This is a genomic window from Dokdonia sp. Hel_I_63, from assembly GCF_007827285.1.
GTDB lineage: Bacteria > Bacteroidota > Bacteroidia > Flavobacteriales > Flavobacteriaceae > Dokdonia.
Window position 1 is genome coordinate 467,080 of record NZ_VISD01000001.1, and the last position, 17,482, is coordinate 484,561.

Consider the following 17,482-nt stretch of genomic DNA (forward strand, 5'->3'; position numbering starts at 1 on the left):
TAAGTAGCCAAAAGTACAGAAATTATACTAGCAACTAGTTACGACCACCACGTGGTTTCTGACGAGGGTAGGCTTTAGTTTCTTTCTCTACAACCTTCGCGATTTTAGCGTATTTAAGCACTCCATTATCACGGTAAGTTATACCAGCTTCAGATGGTGATAATGTAAATGGAAATACGTCATTTTGAACAGGAGGAGTATTTACCGCCTCATCTTCTACATTATCAGACATCACTAGATCTTGATTGGGACCTTGGTCAGTTCTAAAGCGAGCGACATAATTATCACTACCGCGCATAATTTTTCCTACGCTTTCGCGAAAATATACGTTTTCTAATACCACATCTGCTTCTAATGCTTCTATGTTTAAATAGAACTCTATTCCCGAGCCTCCCTGAGCCATGCCAGCAACATACGTATTATAATATGCTGGACTTGATGCAAAAGCTGGTTGAGATAGGATCATAGTTTGTTGAGTATCTGACACAGCAGTAGACTTACATTGTGTGAGTAATAATGAGGAGAATCCTATGCTTAAAAGCGCTACTAGTTTGTACATTTTCATAATTGGTTGTTTTGAGTTTATATTCAAAACCCTTGCCATAAAGATAGTAAAGATTATTCTTGCGGATATGACTTCATTTAAATGCAGCGTCTATGCGCTATTACCCCAAAATGATTTGCAAAAAAAAACCCCAACCGTTTCCGATTGGGGCTTACTATATAAATTATAATAGTGATATTTAAATCAGTACTAGTTATTCAAAGCTTCTGCTCCACCTACGATCTCTAAAATCTCGTTTGTAATAGCTGCTTGACGTGCTTTGTTATATTGTAATTTAAGCGCATCTCTAAGCTCTGTTGCGTTGTCTGTTGCTTTGTGCATGGCAGTCATACGCGCTCCGTGTTCTGATGCTACAGAGTCTCTAATTCCTTTAAAAAGTTGCGTTTTTAAAGCTTTAGGGATCAATCCTTCAACGATTTCCTCTTTAGAAGGCTCAAAGATATAATCTGCAGTTGCTGCTGCTTCCTCTTGTACGGTTGCTACAATAGGTAGAAACTGCTCTGGAGTTACAATTTGAGTTGCTGCGTTCTTAAATTTATTGTAGATAATGTCAATGCGATCGTATTCACCAGCTTCAAAACGAGCCATTAGATCTTCTGCAATTGCGGCTACATTATCAAAAGTAAGATCATCGTAAATATCATTGTTATTTTCGATTACCTTAAAAGTCTTTGCTAAAATAGCATCAGCTTTTTTTCCTAATGTAACTAAGTGCACTTCTTTACCAGCATACTTTGCGGCAACACGTGCATTAACACCTTTGATAATATTTGTATTAAAAGCTCCTGCAAGACCTCTGTTTGATGAAATAGCTACTATAAGTACCTTTTTTATCTCACGATCTTCTGCAAGTTTACTTCCAGAATCTGCATCTAGTGTAGCGCTTAAGTTCTGTAAAAGCTCAGTAAGCTTATCAGAATATGGGCGCATTGCTGTAATTGCATCTTGTGCCTTTTTCAACTTTGCAGCAGATACCATTTTCATGGCACTAGTGATCTGCATCGTAGAAGATACCGATGAAATTCTGTTTCTTATTTCCTTTAAGTTTGCCATCTTCTTTAAATTCCCGTAGTCTCAAGCATTACATCTTGAACATCACGATTTGTCTTTAATTTTGACAAGTCTCCCGCTCGCGCGGGAGTTGTTGAATTACATTTTTCGCGAAAGCGAAATACTCTTAGATATACTTTGCAGATAGGTCTTTTGCAACAGCTACTAATGTATCTGTAACCTCGTCTGTAAGTTTTCCAGATTTAAGTGTATCAAGGATACCTCTATGCTTAGCGTTTAAGAATTCGATATAATCTGCTTCAAATTCTTTAACCTTATTTACTGGTACGTTACGTAGTAAGTTTTTAGACCCTGCATAAATAATTGCAATTTGATCCTCTACTGTAAACGGTGTATTTTCTGCTTGCTTAAGTATCTCTACGTTACGCTTTCCTTTTTCAATTACGTTAAGGGTAGCAGCATCAAGATCAGAACCAAACTTTGCAAACGCTTCCAATTCACGGAAAGCTGCTTGATCCAGTTTTAAAGTACCTGATACTTTTTTCATTGATTTAATCTGTGCGTTACCTCCTACACGTGATACCGAGATACCTACGTTAATAGCTGGGCGTACACCAGAGTTAAATAAATCTCCATCTAAGAAGATTTGCCCGTCTGTAATAGAAATTACGTTTGTAGGGATATAAGCAGATACGTCACCTGCTTGCGTCTCAATGATAGGAAGTGCAGTAAGTGATCCTCCTCCTTTTACGATAGGCTTAAGACTATCAGGAAGGTCATTCATTGTTTTTGCAATAGCATCATCATTAATCACCTTTGCAGCACGCTCAAGTAATCTAGAGTGTAAGAAGAATACATCTCCAGGGTATGCCTCACGTCCCGGTGGACGACGAAGTAGTAATGATACCTCACGGTATGCAACTGCTTGCTTAGATAAATCATCATAAATGATTAATGCTGGACGACCTGTATCTCTAAAATATTCTCCAATCGCTGCTCCTGCAAATGGTGCATACACTTGCATTGCTGCAGGATCTGATGCGTTTGCTGCAACTATAGTTGTATAAGCCATTGCTCCAGCCTCCTCAAGTACATTTGCAATAAGTGCAACTGTAGAAGCTTTTTGCCCGATGGCTACATATATACAATGTACTGGCTCACCAGCATCGTAAAATTCTTTTTGGTTAAGGATAGTGTCAATACAAACAGTAGACTTACCTGTCTGACGGTCACCAATTACAAGCTCACGCTGCCCTCTACCTACTGGTATCATCGCATCAATTGCTTTGATTCCTGTTTGTAATGGCTCTGTTACTGGCTCACGAAAAACAACACCAGGCGCTTTACGCTCAAGTGGCATCTCATAAGTTTGTCCAGCAATAGGTCCTTTTCCATCAATAGGAAGACCTAATGTGTTTACCACACGTCCAGTAATACCTTCACCTACCTGGATAGATGCGATACGTTGTGTACGTTTTACGGTATCACCTTCTTTAATAGATAAAGAAGTACCTAAGAGTACAACCCCTACGTTATCTTCTTCAAGGTTAAGAACAATTGCTTCAAGACCACTTTCAAACTCAACAAGCTCACCATACTGGGCGTTTGCAAGTCCGTAAATACGAGCGATACCATCACCCACGGTCAATACTGTTCCTACTTCGTCAAGGGAAGCTGTTGCTTCAAAACCTGAAAGTTGTTTCTTTAAAATTGCCGAAACTTCTGCTGGTTTAACTTCTGCCATTTGATCTAAATTTATAAGTCCGCTTTCGCGAAAATTTTCTCACCGTACGATGAGCCGTTTATTTATAAACTATTACTAAATTCTCTTTTTAATTTGCCTAACTGGCTAGCGATACTCGCATTGTATTGCGTATCACCTACACGTAGTACAAAACCTCCTATAATGCTCTCGTCGATTACATTAGTTAAGGTTACGTTTGTACTTCCAGTAAGTTCAGTCACTTTTGCTAGCACTTTAGTTTCTAGCTCTGGTGTTAAAGCTACTGCGGTTGTTACCGTTGCAGCCTCAATTTTGTTTGCTTTATTATATTCTGTAATAAAACTTTGTGCTACGCCGCCTAACAAGTTAGCTCTTTTATTATCTACAAGAACATCAATAAGACCAAGAGTCTCTTTTGTTCCGTCTGTAAATACTTGACGTAGTACTGCACGTTTATCGTCTGTTTTGATAATCGGACTGTTAAGAGCATTGCGAAGACCTTTACTTCCTTCTAGCGTTGCTGTAACAGATTTCATATCATTTAAAACTGCCTCAATAGTACCATTATCTTTTGCAAGATCTAGTACTGCTTTTGCATATCTTATTGCTGCTCTGCTCATAGTGATGGCGGCTTAAATTCTATTAGTTTAAAGTTGCGTTTCCTAGCATCTCATCTACGAGCTCTAGTTGCTTTCCTTTATTTGAAAGTTCACTCTTTACAACTTTTTCTGCAATCTCTACAGATAATGCTGCAACCTGACCTTTAAGGTCTGCAATAGCACTCTTACGCTCAGCTTCGATTGCTGCTTGTGCTTGTGCTACCATTTTGTCTGCTTCAAGCTTAGCTTCTGCTTTAGCATCATCAATCATTTTTGTCTTCATTTCACGAGCTTCTTTAAGCATAGACTCACGCTCTGCACGTGCTTCTTTTAAAAGCTTCTCGTTATCTGCTTGAAGGTTTTGCATGTCTAGTTTTGCCTTTTCGGCAGCATCTAGAGCTCCTTGTATACCTTCTTCACGCTCATTAAGTGCATTCATGATAGGCTTCCAAGCAAATTTCACCATCAATAGAATGATAAGTAAAAAAAGGATAGTTTGTTTTACAAACAGGTCAAGTGAAAAATTTTCTAATAATTGTTCCATCTCAAAAGTGATTCTTTGTTCTTTTATTCTTTGTTTAATTAAATTCAACTCCTGTAACCAACCGTTACAGGAAGTTGAATTTTAAGGTTGATTTGGGTTAAGCTCCTAAAATTAGGGCACCAAATGCAAGTCCTTCTAAAAGTGCAGCAACGATAATCATCGCAGTCTGGATCTTACCAGCAGCCTCAGGCTGACGAGCAATTCCTTCCATTGCAGCTCCACCAATCTTACCAAGACCGATACCACCTCCAATTACTACTAAACCAGCTCCCACTAAATTTGGGATCATTGGTGCTACTTCTTGTACTAATGCTAAAGACATAATAGTGTATATAAAAAATTAAACAAATAAAAATTCTTAATTAAGTGAAGTTCTTTCTAATAACTTCTGTATCCTCTATCGTTTCGCCATGCTCGTCATGTAACTCCTCGTCATGATGATCATCTGCTACAGCCATACCAATAAATAATGCTGACAATGTAGTAAATATATACGCCTGTAAGAATGCTACTAGCAATTCAATAAGCATAATAAATAGTGATAAGAATAATGATACTATGGTAGATCCTGCAACGCTAAGTGAATCTTGTAATAAGATTCCCACCGCAACAAGACTCATAACAACCGTGTGACCTGCCGTGATGTTTGCAAATAAACGTACTAATAATGAAAAGGGCTTAATAATTAATGTACCTGCAAGCTCAATAACACCTAATAGAGGTCTAAAAATATAAGGTATACCTGGCATCCATAACATGTGACCCCAGAAATGTTTATTACCACTAAATACGTAAATCACTAGTGTAATAACAGCAAGTGCTGCAGTTACTGCGATCTGACCTGTAACGTTAAAACCAAATGGCATTAACCCTACAAGGTTAAGTATCCAGATAAAGAAGAATACCGTAAGAAGGTATCCAGTAAATTTTCTGTAGCTCTCCCCAATGTTCGGTTTTGCTATCTCGTCTCTTACATAAATTACTAGAGGCTCAAGTACTCGTGCAAATCCTGTTGGGATATTCTTTTTCTTGTATTGTCTTGCTAGTCCTGAGAACCATATTAACATTAAAAGTCCTATTAGTAAGATACCAAAAACACTTTTTGTGATAGAAAGATCAAAAGGTTTTGAAGCATTTGTAGCGTGGTGATCTTCATCATACGTAAGACTTGTTGCTCCTGCTTCAAGTTCATAGATACGACCGTGATTTTTCACAAAGCGGCTTTCTCCTTTAGTTACGATTACCTGTCCTTCATCATCATGATGAAACTCTGAAGACATGAATGCAGTAAAACCATTTTCTCCCCATAACATTACAGGAAGTGGGAAACCCCAGTGATGCTCTACTCCATTATCATCAAAAGTTGAGAATAAATGGAAGTCGTGAGAATCCTTTAAGTGATGCTGTATATAAGCCTTTACCTCCTCTTTAGTATTAACTGGATTTCCTTTTTCTCCAGTCTTTCCAGCATCCGCTTTCGCGAAAGCGTAAAAGGGAATACTAAGAACAAAAACTAATACTAAAAGTGTGATTGATTTTGATGCTACCTTCATTCTTAAATTTTCAATAAATAACGTAACCTTAAATTTTGTGCAAAAATACTCATTTTCTTGAAAATAAAATGCATTTCTTAATTATTTCAAAATTAATCCGCTCTGTTTAGCATTTTAACAACCACCATCACCTCATAAATTATGAAAATAGCAATAGGAATGAGTAATGATAATTTATCTGACTTTGTTAATTGCAAGCTTGTAGACAGCAATTCTCTAAAAATTACAAAGAAGAGCATCATTTTTAAAACAATAGATCCTAGGTATAAAAATCCTATTTGATCCTTAAACTCTTTTAAAAAATAAATGATGAGCTCAAATGTTAAAACAAAAAATAGAGATAATGAAGCATGAAAGATATATACATCTCTCAAGCTGTAAGGAGGGGAGCTATCTAGTGACGTTAACAAGTAATTATGCAAACTGTAACTTATAAAAAAAGTGATTACAGCAATGATTACATACAAGAGTAATTTTTTTATCACGACTACTTGTTAAGTTGTATTACTCCTTTGATTACTATATAAATGGAAAGAAAAACTGATAATAATGTGATTGTAGTCTCTAGCCAATTTGCCTCATACCGCACATCGAGCCATTTTCCTAACAAATTACCTAAGTAGATAGTTACACCCATCTGGAAAGGTATGGTGGAAAATTTAACCCATTTATTAAGCTGAACGTTCTTCTTTTCCTTTGCCATTTGACAATGATTTTACGCTTCCTTTCATAACGCAAGATGCATTAAAGGTTGCTCCTGGCTCTACAGCCAGTTTACCCGTAATTACTTCGCCTTCAATATGAGCAGCTGTTTTAATAGAAAGAAGGTTTTTAATTTCTAATTTACCTTCTATTTTACCTTCTACATCTGCATCATTACAAATAAGAGTTCCTATGACCACACCTGTTTTTCCTATAACAATTTTATTAGGTGATGTAATATTACCATGTATCTCACCATCAATACGAAAACCACCTTCTGAGGTAACATCTCCTTTGAGAGTTGTGCCCTGGCTTATGCGGTTCTGCTGGTTAGTGAGGTCAGGTCCTTTTCCTTTCTTATTGTCTGAAAACATCGGTAAAAAATTAGTCAGTTAATTTGAATCTTGCGCTTTATAAGCATCAAGATTTTTATGCATTTGAATTATTTTATAATTCTCTGAAGCGATTACCATACTAGGTAATGTTATCAAAATATCTTTATTAGTACTAAGCAACTCTACTAGACCTTCTGCCTGACTACGGCTACTTAAAAAATGAACTACAACAAACGATTGTTGTGCATCATAAACATCAATAGAGGTTGAGAGCTCTGTATAACCCACCTCATCAAAGCTTTCTAAAAGCTTCTTCTGTAAATCCTTTGCTCCTTGAATATTACTATTATTAAATGGGTAGACTATTTTATAGTTAATTGCAATTGCCTCGTCATCAAACTGATCAAACTTCATGGTAGGCAGCGCATTTTGCAATAAGCTTTGTGCTTTTTTTCCTTCTTCTGTGCGAGGGTAAGTAAGTGCCACATAGCTCAACCCTTTTTTATAAGCATCATAACCTTCATATCTACCAGCGACTGTAGCCTTTAGTAATTCGAATTTTGGCAAATATGGATTCCCATAAAACTGATCTATTCTTTTATTTAAGTCACTCTCAAGGTTTACAAAGTTTTGATTTTGGAACCTCTTATATAATTCTTTATATACTTCTTCTGGCGACTCTGCATCTGCCTCTAATAGCGTATCTGGGTTATTAATACGAGTGGCATAACGAGAATCTGGGTATTCTGCTGTGATTTTATTTTTATAAATGTTCGCTTTCGCGGAAGCGTCCATAGCCCCATACACTTGGTAGAGATTGTATAATGCAGGAAGCACTAATTTTTCATCTGGATTAAAAGCCAACAATTTTTCTAATCGCTGCGCTGCCAAAGGATATTCTTTGAACTTCTCTTTGTAAATAAGCCCTAGCTGAAAGTATGCAAAGTCACGCTCTTTTAACAAACTATCTACCTGCTTTTTTTCTCTTGGTAAGCTTGCAATATAATCTGCCGCAGTCATTTCTTTGTCACCATCAAGGTCCGGGTTATCTAATGCAACGGGTAACGTACTTGAGTTAAGAGGTACAGCCTGCACGGAAGATAACCTCCACCCGTCTACCAGACGACGTTTTCCCCATCTTCTTTCAAAAGACTGTTTTCCATAAGAAACAGCTACATCATTATAGAAATAAAATTCTCCTGGCTCACCTCCTATTGCCCTTCCGCCACTGCTTGAAGCATTAAAAAACTCATTATTTCGTATGTTATCAATGCGCGCAATAGAATCTGCCGCTTTCTTTGCTTTAATTTGAGCAATATAGTTGTCGAAATAAGCTGCAAGCGAATCTTCAGAAAGTGTAACTAGGGCAATAATACTGTCATTGCGCTGTGTAAGGTTTTCATAATCTATAACATCATTAAGGTTCTCACGCTTTTTTGTAATAGTTCGAAACTCACGGCTACGATCATTTATCTTACCTATCACACTATCATAATAAGCTCCTGCAATTTTATAAGCGGCTTGCTCAAAACTATAGTCTGCAAGTGCTAGATAATCTCTAGAAAGCAAATAGTCATCTGCACTAGTTTGTCTTAACGACTTATTATAATTTGCAATAGCAGAGTCTTCTCGCCCTGTTTTCATAAAGAAATCTGCCTTTGCATAGTAGATTTTATCTAAAAAGGGTCTGTTCTCACGATTACCTACCATTTTATCAAGTCGTTCCCTTATAACTAGTGTATCTACTAGATTATAGTCATAATTGCGTATTTGCTCTAAATGCGCATTTATATGATACTTACGTGGAATTTTACGATTAAGATCTATAACATCTTGAAAAGCCTCATTTGCAAGCGAATACTCACCTACTCTATTATACAATTGGCCTAAAATATAATTATAGCGTCCGCGCTCTTCAGATTTTCTTGTGAGCTTTGCCGCGCTTTGGATATATTGAAATGCACTATCTTGAATACCAAGATTAAGATATGCTTGTGTAAGCATGGCATGAGCATCTGCAATGCCTTGATCTTTTAAGTTTTTTTCTACTTTAAAGATTTGCTTAAGATTTTTAATAGCCACCTCATTATTTTCAAGGCGGATATTTGTTTTTTCTTTCCAGATCTTAGCTTGTGCTATATTGTTACTTTTAGGGTAATAGGCTAGCACATAATTAAAAGCCTCTAAAGCAGGGACAAATTGCTGGTCGTAGTAACGTGCTTTACCTAATAAAAGAAAAGCTTCATCCATTTGTGGGTTGCGTTCCTCTCCATCTATTTTCATAGCATGGTTTTGTATTGCTTTTATAGCTTTTTCCTCTGCCCGCAAAAAATTAGGATCTCTATTTTCTTCTCCTAATGCAGTGTTTTCCTCAAAGGCAATACGCTCAATAGGTAGGATATCCCAGTAGTCATCATTGAAGGTTTGTACAAGAGCATTTTTACCTTCTTCAAGAGCTACATTTCCATTATACAATGTATTGAACTCTGTTGTAACCGCATGGAAGTTACGGCTCAAAAAAGAATCGTTCTTACGAGAACAACTCGATAGAGATAGTGTAGTAACACCAATAAAGAATAAACGTTTTAAGAGTAATTTCAAACCTTATTTGTTTTTACTAAAGGGAACTGTAATTTACCGTAATTAGTATGGAGGTTCGTAAAAATACGTTTCTTTTCGAAAAAACGAAGATTTCCATCAGTAATTAAATAACATTCATTTAGTAAGAAGCGCCTTCCGTAATAAAAATAACCATTGAGAAAGATATTTACGCAATCGTTTGAAAATTTTTTAGAAAAATTACCCTATGTTCATCATTGATTGCAAGCACTTTAGTACATTTACAGTTCAGACCACTTAAAAGGTTTGAACAATTAAGTTGGGGAACTTAGGAAATGGTTACTTTATTGTGACCATTTTTTTTACCCAAAACTTAAGCCTCTGTGATTACTTCATTACCAGCAAAATAAGCTTCTAGCTCTTTAAGAGTCGCTGGTGAGGTAATAATGTCTTTTACAAGTTCTCCTTTTTCAAGTACAACTATACGCTCACAAACTTCTGTAACATGCTGTAAGTCATGACTAGAAACTAGTACCGTTACTTCTTTATCAATTGCCATTTGCTTGATGATTCCTTTAAGCCTTATTTGCGTAGTTGGATCAAGATTTGCAAAAGGTTCATCAAGAATAATAACATCAGGCTTGCCAATAAGCGTAGCCACAATACCCACTTTTTTCTGATTTCCCTTAGAGAGATCTCGTAAATACTTGCGTTTTCCTATAATCTCATCATTAAAGAAATCTTCAAAAGTTGCAAGTAACGCATCTACATCTGCTTTGTTCTCGCCTCTTAAGTCCCCTATAAAGTAAAAGTATTCCTCTGGTGTTAAGTAACCTATGAGAAAAGTCTCGTCTATAAAAGATGCAGTGTGTGTTTTCCAGTCTTCACTTTCGTGTACTTTTACACCTCCATTTTCTATATACCCAGAACTAGGTTGTATAAGATCTAGTAAACAGCTGAAGAGAGTTGTTTTACCAGCTCCGTTATTACCAACAAGTCCAAAAGATTGACCTCTAGGAATCTCAAACCCTTCAAGATTGAGAACTGTTACTCCGTTATATGATTTTGATAAGTTGTTTATAGTAATCATAATCTGTGTTATTTAGTTTGTTTGTAAGCCTCAAGCGTTTTATACTTCTCGCTCTTATATATTTTAATAATCTGATTAAACACTTTATCCCTAAAAGCAAAACCTATCAATCCTACTATAGCAACAAGTGCATATCCTAGCATAGGACCTACTGTAAAGTGACCTATAGCATACAACGCCATTGGGCCGAGCATTTTTGGCAAACTCACGAATAATGTTTTAAGGTTAAAAGAACTCTTATCACCGAAGGCTTTTTTACCACTCTGTAAGTCTATAGGCGTTTTTATAAACGCGCCACCCAGTAATACCAAGTGTGCATTAATTCCCATATTAAAAATGGCACCTACAATGATGGCGAGTAGCACATCTACTCCAAAATAAACATAGGGAATACAAAGTATCGCAGAGATAAGGGTGGCAATTACCACTAGTAACCACTTTGATTTCAAATACTCTTTATAAGCGATATTTTGCGTCATCATGAGCGGATAATAAGCACTATCCCATGATGGAACAAATTGCCCAAAACTGAACAAAAACCCTCCTGACACAAATACGGCAGCAAACATCATCCAGAACGGACCACTATATACCTCTATCGCATCTCCAAAAAATAATAATCCATAAAACAAAAACATGATACTCATAAAGACAGTAGTCTTAGAGCGTTTATTTCTCATTATGAGTCTAATGTCATTTTTGAGAAATGTAGATTGTTTCCCAAAACGGTCTAACCATACTAAATCTCCACCGCTTGCTTCACTCACCTTTTTTGCCAGCCCTGCATCAAGGTATAATCGTGCTAAGAAATATTTAAAAGCGATGGTTGCAACCACAGGAAGTAGTGCTATGGGGAAAATAACCGTCCACTTAGTTTCATACAACCCTTGAAAGAATGGCTGAGTGAAAGCAGTAATATCAAAATATTCATAATACTGAGCAGCACCTAAAAGAGCAAAAAGTGCTCCCACACCTATTACTAACCACAACTTATCATTCAAAAAGACATTGATAAAGTTATTTGCATATATAAAACAGAACATTGCAATATGCCATACCAATACTCCCAGCGGATTAAAGTCTTGTGTAATTAATACAATAGAGAATGGAATAAAGAAAAATGCATGCATCCAGTTCCAGAAAGAAAGTACCGTCTTCCCTAGTGCAAATTTCACAATTTTGGTTTTCTTAAAAGGGAGTAGTAATAGTGGCTTGATGTTTACCACTGGCATTTTCTGACCCATATATCGTATAATGAGATCTCCCACTACGTAATAAATCATAAACATGTTTACCGTAGCAAATGGTTCAAGATCCATTTTCTTAAGAAGGAAATAGAGTCCTACACCTGCACCTCCTAAGTACAATATCATCATCAGCACCCCAAAAATCATCAAGATCTTGAGAGCGAGGTTGGTTTGAAAAGAAGCACTTCTAAAAAAAGCCTTCCACTCTAGACTTATAAATTGTTTTACCATAATTACAGGTTATTTAGCGAGGTATAGGTATTTAAACTCTCGATAATGTTACATACAAAACGCAATCGTTTGTATTTTTACAAAAAAAACATAATGTCACAATTCCATACACTTCATATACAAAGCATTACGCACGTTACAGAAAAATCTGTGGCAGTAACTTTTGCTGTTCCAGATTCACTTAAAGAAGATTTCAACTTCTCTGCAGGACAATATATAACTTTAAAAACTCAAATTAATGGTGAGGAAGTTCGTCGCGCATATTCTCTTTGCAGTACTCCTCAAGAAGGACTTACTGTTGCGATAAAAGAAGTTGAGAATGGTACTTTTTCCACCTATGCAAACCGTGAGTTAAAGGAAGGTGATACCATGGATGTTCATACACCAGAAGGACGATTTAAAATTGAAAATTCCGCTTTCGCGAAAGCGCAAACCTACGCAGCCTTTGCCGCAGGATCAGGAATCACGCCTATCTTATCAATGATTAAGACTACTTTATCACAGTCTGCAGATAGTAAGTTTGTTCTAGTGTACGGAAACCGCACCGAAGAAGAAGCCATGTTCCGCGATGAGTTAATTGCTTTACGTGACCAGTACAAAGATCGTTTCTCTATAGAGTTTATTTACTCTCAAACACGAGTAGATGGAGCACATTTTGGACGTATTATGAAGGCTACAGTTAATTTTGTAGTGAAAAACAAATATGCGGCAAATGACTTTAACGAGTACTTCTTATGTGGTCCAGAAGCCATGATCAAAGAAGTTTCTAAAGTGCTTAAGGAAAATGACACTAAGGAAGAAAATATACACTTCGAACTTTTTACAGCAAGTACAGAAGAGGTAACTATAGATGCCAACCTAGATGGTAAAACTGCTATCAAAGTAGTTTGCGACGATGAGGAATTTGAGTTTACTATGGAGAAAGATGCTGTCATTCTTGATGCAGCCTTAGATCAAGACATAGATGCTCCACATTCTTGTCAAGGAGGAATATGCAGCAGCTGTATTGCGCGTGTAACAGAAGGAACGGCAGTTATGTCACAAAACCAAATCTTAACAGACTCAGAAGTAGCCGAAGGGTTAATACTTACCTGCCAGGCGCATCCTACCTCAGCATCGATTGTGGTAGATTATGATGATGTGTAGTCGCTAGGTTTTTAAAAGAAAAGAAAGAAAACTCTCATAGTAATCAGAATGAATTCGTAAAGACCTGACAGCTTTTAAAAGCTGTCAGGTCTTTTTTGTTTAATAAAATAACTGAAAATAATTTGTAGGAAAAAACAATGTTGACTACATTTAACACCTAACTAATCAATCACTTATGAAATCAAAACACTATCTTAGACTATAATTTGTTTTAATTTGTTTACAAGTTGTGAAAGTGATGAAAGTTTTGATAACAGCGAAAACATTGAAGAAATCACTCTTTTACCTGATCACCACGACAACTCATATAGTACTAGAGCTATAGATATAAAAGATAATCCAAAGCTTTTAGAGTTTCTAGAGAAGGATGTCGGGAGAAAGCAAAGAAATAATAAAGGTGGTAGTGCTATTATAACAGATTTCGGAGAAGTACCCCTTGACAACATACAGCAAGTTATAGACACAATAGGCAACGTAAACTACACATTTGCTTTACGAACAAACAAGCAACACGAGAACCGATTTTTTAATCTTGTGATTAGCCAGTCTTCTGAAGACCAGAGTCCCACTCCATATATTGTTGAGTATGCAATGACGCCAGAATTTAAAGAGCGTTATAATATCGAAGAAGTAAATATGGAATCTTTTACAGGTTTTATACGTACCTATTTGCTTGCAGACTTTGACGACAGTGTAAGAAATATGAATGACTGCTCTGAACTTCCCATCGTAGTACCAATATCTTCTTCTGGTTATTGTGGAGAAGAAGAAATGGAAGATGGGAGTAGTGATACAAATGACGGGCATGGTGACCCCGTAGATGATGGTGATACTTCTGGAGGAGGCGGAACAAGTGGTGATGATTCAGGTGTTGGTACTGGACCAAGCGGAAATAGTTCTAGAAGTGTCACTTGTAACACAAGTATTTCGACCCAAGGTTGTAGTATTTGTAATTGTCACTATGGTACATCTACAGAATGTACAGCAGGTTTTAAAGGTTCCACTATACTTACGACCTCTTGTAGTGATGGCACAGTAAATATTACAGAAATCACAATAAAAAATATGCGTTCTTCTGGTTGTGGCCCTTCTGGAAATATGGCTATAATACCAGTTCCTTATAAATCTCTTGAAAGAGTCCTTAATCTTACTGATAGTGAAGCTGATTGTCTAAATGAAAACTGTGATTTGAAAAATCAAATTAACCAATTTGTAAACCAAAATGAGGTGACGCTTAATGATCCTGAGCTAGCTTTTGCAAACACCGTTATAGACCAACTAAGCGATAGTTGTGGTATGGATTTTGAAGTGGATTTTGATGAGAGAGTGATACTTGATTCAAGTTTTATTAACAATCCAAGTCTTCTTTGTACATACAATACTTTAAAAGAGAATAGTTCTTCTCTATGGAAAGAAACTGTAGGTAAATTTGTTAACGATCCTAAGTTTAATTTAACTTTTGCTGTTGGAGAATGCTCAAGTACTGATGATCAATGTACTGACGACAGTGATCCAAATAACATCGTTATCTATTTTGAAGACGTAGCTCTTTCTCCCTTAGAGATGGCTGGTGCAATAATGCACGAATCCATACACGCTGAAATAGCTAGATTTGTTAAAGTTCACGAAGTAAATGCCGATATAAACGATCGGCCTCAACTATTTCAGCTTTACACATACTACTCACCTCTTTACGACAATGATGCTGGTGACATTGATCACATATATATGACATTAAATTATGTAGATAAAATTTCCCAAGCATTGAGACAATTTGACAACAATAATTACAGCCTAGATCATTATAAATCTATCGCTTGGACTGGTCTTTCCAAGTGGGACGCCAGTAATCTTTTAGCTATGGAACCTTTAGCTAACGAATTTGAAGCACTCACAGATATAGCAATCTCAAATAGTACGGTATGCGACTAATTTTTTTCTTTATTATTCTTTCTTCAGTATCTTGTGTTAATAATGATACTAAAATATATTCGGCACTTTGTGATAAATTCGTAAAACCATTCCCTCCTCCCTACAAAAAGGAAAATAATAATATATCTCAAAAAGCCTTAGACTCTTTATTCCAAATTCCAATTAATGTGGGTTTTGATAAAATTCTTTTCGAAAAACCTAAAGCAAATATTGAAAACCAAAAAATACAAAATGTCTCCCAAAAAGTTGAAACTTTTAGTCTTCAAAACTTAAAACACGTCAAAAGAAATTTTAATATTTCCGTCATTAAGGAAAGTACTGATAGAAACCTCTTTTTTAAGGAGAATAGAGCCATTATCAAATTCTCTCAAATAAATTACGATCCACTTCTCGATGAAGCTTTTGTCTTAATAGGAATTGACTACGGTTATTTAAGTTCGTCATTAAGATGGGTCAAACTAAAAAAAGAAAAGAACTTTTGGGCGATTAAAGATTCTAGGGTTTTAGAAAAATCTTAGAATAAAACAAACTCATTAGTTTCAAAATGATACAAATACGCCACCTTGTAATTAATTTGTTTTTTACGTCATTAATCTTAATAGGTTGCAAATCTCATGAAAAGGATACCCTCCTTGGTGAAAACACTACTTGCAATGTCCTTAACATCCTTAATGTTGATATAAGATTGGATCAATTCCCTATCATGAAGAAGGATGCCGTTATTCTAGATGAAGCCTTAGATCAAGACATAGAAGCTCCACACTCTTGTCATGGCGGCATATGCAGCAGCTGTATTGCTCGTGTAACAGAAGGAACAGCAGTAATGTCACAAAACCAAATCTTAACGGACGCAGAAGTTGCCGAAGGGTTAATTATAATCAAAATTGTAACTAGATGAAAGCAAAATGGTGTTTTATAATTTTTATATTAAATACAATCTATCTGAATGCTCAAAAAGATTCTGTCTTTATTTATATGGATGAGTCGACAAATCTTATGGTTGGTAAAAATCATAATTACAGCTTAGAAATATATATTCCTAGTTCAGACAAGCGCTTTTCTTTCGATACTTACAATTTCTTACCTTTAAATGAAGTTGCTTTTGATAAAGTTCCCCTAAATCAAATGGAAAAATCGCTTCCAGACGACACGATAGTTTTGTCTCGATCTGACTTGAGTACCTTTACATCCTGTGAACTACACGAATATCTTAGTGATTCTAAGCAAATTTATTTTGTAAGAGATGCTGGTAGTCAGGAGTTTGTATATTTTAATGCTATATATTTAGGCACGACAAAAAATTTACAAACTTTAAAAATGCATCATTAAAACTAATTCTCTTTTAAGAAGTTTGTTCCTGTAGCATTTAATGAGTTGGAAATGATTATTGGACTTACTGATAGTGAAGCTGATTGTCTAAATGAAAACTGTGATTTGAAAAATCAAATTAACCAATTTGTAAATCAAAATGAGGTAACGCTTAATGATCCTGAGCTAGCTTTTGCAAACACCCTTATAGACCAACTAAGCGATAGTTGTGGTATGGATTTTGAAGTGGATTTTGATGAGCAGATAATTGAGGATGCGACATTTTTAAACAATGATTGCCTTAGGAACATGTATATTCAAGCTGGAGGTGCAGAAACTTTTGCAAATTATCTAAATAATTTCGATGGTGATATGAGCGTTGCAAATTTGAAACTTGCTGCGAATCCAAATCTTCAAGATAATGTGAATGCTCAAACAAGTGCTCCTGAGAATTATTTGATAACTTTAGAATTTAACCCAAATAACCTTGACAGACCAAGTTTGTCAATAGCTAGAACGTTCATTCATGAATTGATACATGCTGAAATTTTTAGAAAGCTTTTATCTATATCACAACACCCGAGTATAAATTTAAACCCTAACCAAGTTATTCAGTTGAGAAATGACTACCCTGGCCTTTATGACTACTACACTAGATGCAGATGGAATATTCCACAAGGACAGAACCCTTCATCTCCTCAACATGAGGCAATGGCTCAACATTACAGAGATATAATTAAAAGTGCCTTAAGAGAGTTCGACCCAAATCAACCAGAGGAAGTTTACGATGCTCTATTGTGGGACGGACTAATGGGTTCTGGAGAGTTAAATTATGCAACTGGTTTGTATGAGAATTCTACAGTAGCTTGGACAAGCTTAAACGAAACAGAAAGACTCTCCGTTATTTCTGTTCGAAATAATTTTAATTGTGAATAAA

18 protein-coding genes and 1 pseudogene are annotated in these 17,482 nt (G+C 36.0%); 6 read left to right on the forward strand and 13 right to left on the reverse strand.

Annotated features, from left to right (window positions below; translation table 11 throughout):
* Window positions 1-34: 34 nt before the first annotated feature.
* The 13 genes from JM84_RS02095 to JM84_RS02155 all read right to left on the reverse strand — a co-directional run bounded on the left by JM84_RS02095 (window position 35) and on the right by JM84_RS02155 (window position 12,159).
* Window positions 35-565: a hypothetical protein gene (locus tag JM84_RS02095; protein WP_013750721.1), complete on the reverse strand. Its 531-nt coding sequence runs from the start codon at window positions 563-565 to the stop codon at window positions 35-37.
* A 189-nt stretch (window positions 566-754) separates the two neighbouring features.
* Window positions 755-1,618 carry an ATP synthase F1 subunit gamma gene (gene atpG / locus JM84_RS02100; RefSeq protein ID WP_013750720.1) on the reverse strand — a complete coding sequence of 288 codons (864 nt, stop codon included), beginning with the start codon at window positions 1,616-1,618 and terminating at the stop codon, window positions 755-757.
* Window positions 1,619-1,742: 124 nt separating this feature from the next.
* Complete coding sequence (atpA, locus tag JM84_RS02105) at window positions 1,743-3,320, reverse strand: F0F1 ATP synthase subunit alpha (RefSeq protein ID WP_013750719.1); 1,578 nt, start codon at window positions 3,318-3,320, stop codon at window positions 1,743-1,745.
* Window positions 3,321-3,382: 62 nt separating this feature from the next.
* Window positions 3,383-3,919 (reverse strand): ATP synthase F1 subunit delta, encoded by a 537-nt coding sequence (gene atpH, locus JM84_RS02110; protein ID WP_013750718.1) that lies wholly within the window; start codon window positions 3,917-3,919, stop codon window positions 3,383-3,385.
* A 22-nt stretch (window positions 3,920-3,941) separates the two neighbouring features.
* Entirely contained in the window at window positions 3,942-4,442 is a 501-nt protein-coding gene (locus JM84_RS02115) for a F0F1 ATP synthase subunit B (RefSeq protein ID WP_013750717.1), read from the reverse strand.
* Between the two features lie 97 nt (window positions 4,443-4,539).
* Window positions 4,540-4,764 (reverse strand): ATP synthase F0 subunit C, encoded by a 225-nt coding sequence (gene atpE / locus JM84_RS02120; protein ID WP_013750716.1) that lies wholly within the window; start codon window positions 4,762-4,764, stop codon window positions 4,540-4,542.
* Between the two features lie 40 nt (window positions 4,765-4,804).
* Complete coding sequence (gene atpB, locus JM84_RS02125) at window positions 4,805-5,995, reverse strand: F0F1 ATP synthase subunit A (protein WP_144782506.1); 1,191 nt, start codon at window positions 5,993-5,995, stop codon at window positions 4,805-4,807.
* Window positions 5,996-6,087: 92 nt separating this feature from the next.
* Window positions 6,088-6,480: a DUF6168 family protein gene (locus JM84_RS02130; RefSeq protein WP_144782508.1), complete on the reverse strand. Its 393-nt coding sequence runs from the start codon at window positions 6,478-6,480 to the stop codon at window positions 6,088-6,090.
* A gap of 2 nt (window positions 6,481-6,482) precedes the next feature.
* Entirely contained in the window at window positions 6,483-6,698 is a 216-nt protein-coding gene (locus JM84_RS02135; protein ID WP_144782510.1) for an AtpZ/AtpI family protein, read from the reverse strand.
* Window positions 6,667-7,071 carry a polymer-forming cytoskeletal protein gene (locus JM84_RS02140; protein WP_013750712.1) on the reverse strand — a complete coding sequence of 135 codons (405 nt, stop codon included), beginning with the start codon at window positions 7,069-7,071 and terminating at the stop codon, window positions 6,667-6,669. The genes JM84_RS02135 and JM84_RS02140 overlap by 32 nt, the downstream gene beginning before the upstream one ends.
* A gap of 18 nt (window positions 7,072-7,089) precedes the next feature.
* Window positions 7,090-9,633, reverse strand: a complete 2,544-nt coding sequence (locus JM84_RS02145) for a tetratricopeptide repeat protein (RefSeq protein WP_144782512.1) — start codon at window positions 9,631-9,633, stop codon at window positions 7,090-7,092.
* A gap of 331 nt (window positions 9,634-9,964) precedes the next feature.
* Window positions 9,965-10,681: an ABC transporter ATP-binding protein gene (locus JM84_RS02150; RefSeq protein ID WP_013750710.1), complete on the reverse strand. Its 717-nt coding sequence runs from the start codon at window positions 10,679-10,681 to the stop codon at window positions 9,965-9,967.
* A gap of 8 nt (window positions 10,682-10,689) precedes the next feature.
* A complete protein-coding gene (locus JM84_RS02155; RefSeq protein ID WP_144782514.1) occupies window positions 10,690-12,159 on the reverse strand; it encodes a DUF5687 family protein in 1,470 nt (489 codons plus the stop codon).
* 93 nt (window positions 12,160-12,252) lie between these two features.
* On the opposite strand from JM84_RS02155, the gene JM84_RS02160 reads away from it, so the two are divergent.
* From JM84_RS02160 to JM84_RS02185, 6 genes and pseudogenes are all read left to right on the forward strand, one after another.
* The gene (locus JM84_RS02160; RefSeq protein WP_144782516.1) at window positions 12,253-13,305 is read left to right on the forward strand and encodes a ferredoxin--NADP reductase; all 1,053 of its coding nucleotides are present in this window, start codon (window positions 12,253-12,255) and stop codon (window positions 13,303-13,305) included.
* A 216-nt stretch (window positions 13,306-13,521) separates the two neighbouring features.
* Window positions 13,522-15,237, forward strand: a complete 1,716-nt coding sequence (locus JM84_RS02165; RefSeq protein WP_013750707.1) for a hypothetical protein — start codon at window positions 13,522-13,524, stop codon at window positions 15,235-15,237.
* Window positions 15,228-15,755 (forward strand): hypothetical protein, encoded by a 528-nt coding sequence (locus JM84_RS02170; RefSeq protein WP_013750706.1) that lies wholly within the window; start codon window positions 15,228-15,230, stop codon window positions 15,753-15,755. Before JM84_RS02165 ends, JM84_RS02170 begins: the two co-directional genes overlap by 10 nt.
* A 185-nt stretch (window positions 15,756-15,940) precedes the next feature.
* Window positions 15,941-16,135, forward strand: a pseudogene (locus tag JM84_RS02175) (2Fe-2S iron-sulfur cluster-binding protein); the annotation flags it as partial.
* On the forward strand, window positions 16,132-16,566 hold the full coding sequence (locus JM84_RS02180) for a hypothetical protein (RefSeq protein WP_013750705.1): 435 nt from the start codon (window positions 16,132-16,134) through the stop codon (window positions 16,564-16,566). The pseudogene JM84_RS02175 and the gene JM84_RS02180, both read left to right, overlap by 4 nt.
* Before the next feature lie 51 nt (window positions 16,567-16,617).
* The gene (locus tag JM84_RS02185; protein ID WP_013750704.1) at window positions 16,618-17,481 is read left to right on the forward strand and encodes a hypothetical protein; all 864 of its coding nucleotides are present in this window, start codon (window positions 16,618-16,620) and stop codon (window positions 17,479-17,481) included.
* The last annotated feature ends 1 nt before the right edge of the window (window position 17,482 follow it).